Here is a 5113-nt window from a genome sequence, read left to right as displayed (position 1 = left end):
TAACAAATTTTATTATATTTTGGAGGGAAAATAAATGAGATTTATAATAGATAATAAAGTATATGATACTGAAAAATCTGAAAGGATTATAAAATATAAAAAGGAATATCCACTAGAGGGCCCTTTAGGTCTAATAATAGAACCTAAGTACGATACTATTTTGTATAGGACCAGAAGAGGTAATTGGTTCTCGGTGGCTATAAAAAGTTTTGACAAGAAGGTAGCATATAAAGAAACTAATGATACGGTGAAAAAATTGTTTAAAAGTTTGAATGAAGTTGAGCTTTATAATAAATATTTTGGTACTTTAGAAGAAGCATAAGGGGAGGTAGTTAATGTCTATAAAAGCCGTAGATAAGTCTTATAAATGACGTAGCCAGAGATGCGGGATGTGGTGGATTTGAAATTCAACAAGGATTTGGCACATGAAACGTATAAGTCAAGCCGAAATATGCTTAATGCCCTGAGTACAGAGGTTAGTTCTCTGAAGAGTATATTATAAGCTAGGCATTATAGAGAATTAAATATTTGCCTAGGCCTCCTTAAAAGGTGGTCTAAGAGGCATGTTTAAAAAATTGATTTGAATGGATAAATAAAGCAAGCCCTTGAATATAAAAATCCACGTTAATCAATTAGAGATATTCATTCTAGGCACAAACTAGGCACAAAGAGCGATTAGAGAAATTTTCAAGAAGGGCGTAAATTGATACCCCCTAAGGAAAACAAGAAAAGGTAGTAGAGTATAAAACAATTTTCATATTTTTTCCAGTCAAGTAAAAAAAGACAGCATATAAACTATCATTTTAGTTTATATGCTGTCTTAGTATACCATTTTTATTCAATGGTGAAAAAAAGCGTTTTTAGAAGAGTATGTGTTTATACCTTGGATAATTTGTCCTACATAATACTGTAGATTTGAAGCTGTATAAACACATATTTCGGGTGTTTTTTATTTTTCTCTTCTAAAAATGTTTTTATAGGATACATGTCCTAATAAAGTGCACCTTTTTATCTGTGTACAAATTATAGTAGCCCAGCAAATTAAAACCGCAAAAGTTGATATTGACATAATATATTCAAAAACTTTGTCAGGAACATAATAATTTAAGATTACAGCAATTGTTGTAAGTCCGCAGCTAATTAAAACTCCAACGTAAGGTGATCCACATTTACTGATCTTACTAAATAGTTTTGGGGCATTGCTTTCTAAAGCCATACTATAAATGATTCTTCTACTAACATATAAGTCACTATTCATAGAAGAAAAGGCAGCTGTCAATACTGCAAAATTTATAACAGATGCAGCAGCCGGAATCCCAACTTTTGCAAATACAAGTACGAAAGGACTGCCATTTACCCCAATTTCACTCCATGGATAAAGAGATAACATAACAAAGAGTGCTCCAATATAAAAAATAAGTACTCTCCAAAATATACTGTTAATTGCAGTAGGTATGGGTTTTTTAGGATTTTCTGTCTCAGCTGCAGTTATCCCAACAAGTTCTACACCATAAAAAACAAAAGCTACAGCAGTAAAAGACAGAATAAACATTTTAAATCCATTAGGGAAAGATCCTCCATTTCCATCAGAATCATTGCCGTTTCCTATAAATATAAGACAGCCAGGAATCTTTTGTAAAAATGTGCCAAAATCTTCAGGAGCCATCCACTGCTCACAATTTCCATCCACATTATTTTCACCAACAACATTTCGAGCTGCTCTTACCGCAATATCAACACATTTTGCTGAGTTAACTGTCGGTGAGAATTCGTGGGTATATTCAAATTTACATTCTGCTCCATTTACTTTGCAAATTCTCTCACTAATAATTTGCATCCTTTCTTCTAACAACTTTTGTACCTCTGAAGCATAACTTCTAGTATCCCCTTTAATCATTACATCTGAAGTATTTGTTTCTTCAAAAGCAGTTTCAGGATACATATGAAAATAATGTCTCCACTCAATAAGCTGTTTTTCAAAATCCTCATTGCTCATATTAGTCTATCACTCATAAAATAATTTTTTTAGCCGCTATGAGTTTAGCAACTACATCAAGTAAAACGTTAGCTCCAGCAGCTAAGTCAGATTTCGCTGTAAACTCTTTAGGGTTATGGCTAATCCCATGAACGCAATGTACTATTTTTGAATATATTACCAATTATCTGCTTGTGATAAGTGCCAAATTGCTGCTTACAACTAACGATTCCATTGCTGACGTAGCTTATCAATGTGGTTTTGGCAGTACCAGCTATTTTATTGAAAAATTCAAAAACAAAACTGGAGTAACACCCTTCGGCTATCGAAAAGATAAAAATAGATAAATAGAAAAACAATCCTTACGACGATGTAATAAAGAAAAATATATTAGAATATCATATTGTTTTTGTTTTAATATTTATTAGGGTGTGTCTGAAAACTAAATATTGCATAAGAACTGAGTTTTAGTTAAAATAAGATAAAAAAACTGGGGTGGTTACAAATACGGCACAAAAGCGTTATGAAATATCAGATTAACAATTGGATCAGATAAAAAGCTTAATTCCAGTAGCAAAAACGGGCAGACTTCCAAAGATAATAGATTTATATTTAATGCAATTCTATGGATTACAGGAAGTGGAGCAGCATGACGTAATTTGCCAGAACGATTTGGCTCATGGGAAAACGTGTACAACTGTTTTTGCAAGTAGTGTTACACTTGGAGCCTTGATGTCCATTTTTAAACAGTTAAATTCTGATGCAAATTATGAGAATATCAGCATCGCAGTTGCCGCCGTATCTGCTACAGGATTTACAAATTCCACTTCGTCATTATAGTCAAATTCTTTTAAAGGAACAGCGGCTGAAATACTTACTTTTATCATACAACCCTGTCCACGGTATTTAAGGCCATAAGTACGCTCTTTTATTTCATCACTTACCGTACATCTCCATTGTTGATATGCACCTCACGGCGAAGTGTAGAAAATTTCAGCACTCCAAATGTCTTTCCCTTGTTTAGAATAACGTGCTTTAATTCTATATACTTTAGCCTCTTTTCTTTTTTATTTATAATAGTTAAATTGTAATTGTCTCCTTATTCTGCCGGATGTATACCTTTCTTGCCTGTTCTTTATCAAGGGCAAGCTTACGTGCTTCGCACCCTTGACAAAGTCCGGTCAAAAAGGTAAATAGCAGGTAAGCAGAATATTGTATCTCCACACTCTATATCAATTACCACAGAAACGTTGATATAATTTTTTATCTCTTTATTTCGGCTTTTATCACTATTTTCTATAAACACGATATGCTTGAGAAAGTGCTTAAAATCAAGGATCTCTACATATGTTTTCTTTGTAGCGAAACTATAGTCTCCACATGTGCCGTCTCCGGGAACATGTCCACTGGCTGCACCTTTTCTGCCACATATCCCAGATCCCGCAGTATTGCCAGATCTCTGGCAAGGGTGGCAGGGTCACAGGATACATAGACTATGGTCCTTGGAGCCATGTCGGCGATGGAATGAAGAAGTGCTGCGGCACATCCCTTTCTGGGAGGATCCACAACTACCACGTCGGCCCTTGTACCCTGTTCTATGAGCCGGGGGATGATTTCCTCGGATTTACCTGTTATAAACTCCACATTGTGGATTCCGTTTTCTGCCGCATTTATCCTGGCATTTTCCACGGCTGCTTCTATTATCTCCACGCCGTAGACCTTTTTTGCCTTTTGTGAGAGAAAGAGTGAAATGGTACCGGTGCCGCAGTAGGCATCAAACACAATCTCATTTCCCGTGAGACCTGCGTACTCCAGTGCTTTGTGGTAGAGAACCCGGGTCTGCAGCGGATTCACCTGAAAAAAGGATAGAGGAGATATGTTGAACTTGAAATTGTCTATATAATCACTTATACTGTCTTTTCCCCATAGAGTTATAGATTTTTGTCCCAATACTACATTGGTTTTTTTGTCATTTATGTTTTGGATTATACTCACTATATGAGATATATTTCCAGTTAAAATTTCTATGAATTCATCCTTTGCTGGAAGTTTAGAACCGGAAGTTACAATTACCACCATTATCTCACCTGTCGTGAAAGCTTTTCTTATCATTATATGCCTTACAATTCCCCTTCCGGTTTTTTCATCATAAACTGGTATGTTGTATTTTTCAATCCACTCTCTGATAAATTTCACCGCTTCATCTGCAGATTCATTCTGTATGAGACAGCTGTCCATATCTATTATGTCATGGCTTCTGTTGGCATAAAATCCAATTTTCAATTTGGAATTGAATCTGCCCACTGGAAGCTGTACTTTATTCCTATACCTATAGGGATTCTTCATGCCTATGGTATCGTATAATTTTAAGCCATTTTCTGAAATGGTCTCAGCCACCTGAAATTTCCCTATTCTCTCAAGGCAGTCCTTTACTCTATTTTTCTTGAAATTTAATTGTGCCCTATAGGACATGTGCTGCAGCTGGCAGCCTCCACATCTCTTGTATATGGGACAGGACGGATTAACTCTCTCTGAAGATGGCTCAATTACATGAAACAGTTTCCCAAAGGCAAAACTTTTGTTTACCTTTATCACCTTTATGTTTACTTTTTCTCCCGGCAGGGCTCCAGGTACGAAAACTGTAAATCCATTTATTTTCCCGATTCCCTCTCCCTGATATCCCATACCATCTATTTTCAATATGTATTTTAGGTTTTTCTCTATTTTATCATTCATATTTTCACCTGCTAAAAAATTAGTTACCTAAATACAGTATACATTATTTCATCAGAAAAAATCTATGTCATCAAATCAAACACTTTGTACACATTCAAAAAAATTGCACCCCTAAAGGTGCAAAAAATATAGAATCAGTTGTCTTACTTTCCATCATACAATTCTAGCCACATATTTATTTATTATACATCAAACTCATGATTATTTCCAATTTTTTAGGAAGAAAAAATTTAAAACATCAAATGATTTTAATGTTCACAGTCATTTGCTTATGAGAGAAATCTTTTTTAAAAACCTCAGAAGGGCTAATTCAGACAAAAATAAATAAAAAAAGCATTGACTATTTATTTTAGTGTGCTATAATAATAATTAACAAATAGTAATTATTAAATAATATGGCAC

The 5113-nt window shown here is 34.6% G+C and carries 5 protein-coding genes and 1 pseudogene; 3 read left to right on the top strand and 3 right to left on the bottom strand.

Annotation, left to right across the window (positions count from 1 at the left end; all coding sequences use genetic code 11):
• Nucleotides 1-34: 34 nt before the first annotated feature.
• On the top strand, nucleotides 35-322 hold the full coding sequence (locus J5G60_RS16535; protein ID WP_150356721.1) for a hypothetical protein: 288 nt from the start codon (nucleotides 35-37) through the stop codon (nucleotides 320-322).
• 627 nt (nucleotides 323-949) lie between these two features.
• Here the strand turns inward: J5G60_RS16535 and J5G60_RS16530 are convergent.
• Nucleotides 950-1996, bottom strand: a complete 1047-nt coding sequence (locus tag J5G60_RS16530) for an amino acid permease (protein ID WP_190972190.1) — start codon at nucleotides 1994-1996, stop codon at nucleotides 950-952.
• Between the two features lie 143 nt (nucleotides 1997-2139).
• Between J5G60_RS16530 and J5G60_RS19260 the strand changes: the two genes are divergently transcribed.
• Complete coding sequence (locus J5G60_RS19260) at nucleotides 2140-2322, top strand: helix-turn-helix transcriptional regulator (RefSeq protein WP_150356748.1); 183 nt, start codon at nucleotides 2140-2142, stop codon at nucleotides 2320-2322.
• A 196-nt stretch (nucleotides 2323-2518) separates the two neighbouring features.
• Nucleotides 2519-2815 (top strand): hypothetical protein, encoded by a 297-nt coding sequence (locus J5G60_RS16520; protein WP_150356722.1) that lies wholly within the window; start codon nucleotides 2519-2521, stop codon nucleotides 2813-2815.
• On the opposite strand, the pseudogene J5G60_RS16515 reads toward J5G60_RS16520, so the two are convergent.
• Both J5G60_RS16515 and rlmD read right to left on the bottom strand, forming a co-directional pair.
• A pseudogene (locus tag J5G60_RS16515) lies at nucleotides 2761-3020 on the bottom strand (YdcP family protein); the annotation flags it as partial. The gene J5G60_RS16520 and the pseudogene J5G60_RS16515 sit on opposite strands and share 55 nt — an antisense overlap.
• Nucleotides 3021-3316: 296 nt before the next feature.
• Nucleotides 3317-4711 (bottom strand): 23S rRNA (uracil(1939)-C(5))-methyltransferase RlmD, encoded by a 1395-nt coding sequence (rlmD, locus tag J5G60_RS16510; RefSeq protein ID WP_150356723.1) that lies wholly within the window; start codon nucleotides 4709-4711, stop codon nucleotides 3317-3319.
• Nucleotides 4712-5113: the final 402 nt, after the last annotated feature.

It is taken from the genome of Clostridium sp. HV4-5-A1G (assembly GCF_900184915.1).
GTDB classification, from domain to species: Bacteria; Bacillota; Clostridia; order Clostridiales; family Clostridiaceae; genus Clostridium_B; species Clostridium_B aromativorans.
Note: the sequence above shows the minus strand (reverse complement) of the source record. Positions and strands in the feature narration are given on the sequence as shown.